A 1,327-nucleotide genomic window follows, 5' to 3' on the forward strand; every position below is an offset into this window, starting at 1 on the left:
GGCTACGATTCATGGACGAGAAGGCGCGGAACAGCTCCATACTGAACTCGCCATCTCTGTCTTTCCATTCCGGCCAGCCCAGCACTTCTTTCACTTCCTCATGTTTGAGCATTCCTTTACTACTATTCATGGACGAGAAAGCGCGGAACAGCTCCATAAAGAACTCGCCATCCTTGTCTTTCCATTCCGGCCAGCCCAGCATTTCTTTTATTTCCATGTGTTCGGGCAGGCTTCTCTTTGCGTACATAGATGAGACCGAGCGGAACAGCTCCATACAGAACTCGCCATGCTTGTCTTTCCACTCCGGCCAGTCCAGCACATCTTTCACTTCCTCATGGTTGAGCATGCCTTTACTACTATTCATGGACGCGAAAGCGCGGAAAAGCTCTATACTGAACTCGCCGTCTTTGTGTTTCCATTCCGGCCAGCTCAGCACCTCTTTCACATCCTTATGTTTGAGCATGCCTTTGCTTGTATTCATGGACGAGAAGGCGCGGAAAAGCTCTGTACTGAACTCACCATCCCTGTCTTTCCATTCCGGCCAGCCCAGCACCTCTTTGACTTGCTTATATTTGGGCATGCCTTTGCTACTGTTCATGGACGAGAAGGAACGGAACAACTTTATACTGAACTCGCCGTCCTTGTCTTTCCACTCCGGCCAGCCCAGCAGCTCTTTCACTTCCTCATGTTTCAGCATGCCTCTGTTATGATTCATGGACGAGAAGGCTCGCAATAGCTCCATACTGAACTCGCCATCCTTGCCTTTCCATTCGGGCCAACCCAGCACCTCTTTCACTTCCTTATGTTCAAGCATGCCTCTGCCGCTATTCAAAGAGGAGAAGGTGCGGAACAGCTCCACACTGAACTTGCCATCACTGTCTTTCCATTCAGGCCAGCCCAGCACTTCTTTCACTTCCTCATGTTTGAGCATGCCTTTACTACTATTCATGGACGAGAAAGCGCGGAACAGCTCGATACTCAACTCGCCATCTTTGTCTTTCCATTCCGGCCAGCCCAGCACCTCTCTCACTTCACCATGTTTGAGTATGCCTCTGTCATGATTCATGGACGAAAAAGAGCGGAACAGTTCCGAATTGAACTCGCCATCCTTGCCTTTCCATTCATGCCAGCCCAGAATTGCTTTCACTTCCTTATGTCCGGGCACCCCTTTTCTTTTGTTCATGGACGAGAAGGAAGTCAATACCTTCAAACTCGCTAAATATTGGAGTTCACTCTGGCTACGTTCTGCAAAACTACGGATATGTTTTTTATTATTATTTAGCATGCTGGTCAGCATGCCGGTATTTTTGAAGTTTTCAGAAAGGTG

1 protein-coding gene is annotated in these 1,327 nt (G+C 48.6%); it reads right to left on the reverse strand.

The window, feature by feature from the left end:
• The coding region (locus KDK17_RS09975; RefSeq protein WP_257287988.1) for a hypothetical protein at positions 1–1,285 on the reverse strand (1,285 nt) is incomplete at its 3' end.
• Between the last annotated feature and the right edge of the window lie 42 nt (positions 1,286–1,327).

Origin of the sequence: Endozoicomonas sp. SESOKO2 (assembly GCF_024606245.1) — a bacterium.
GTDB lineage: Bacteria > Pseudomonadota > Gammaproteobacteria > Pseudomonadales > Endozoicomonadaceae > Endozoicomonas_A.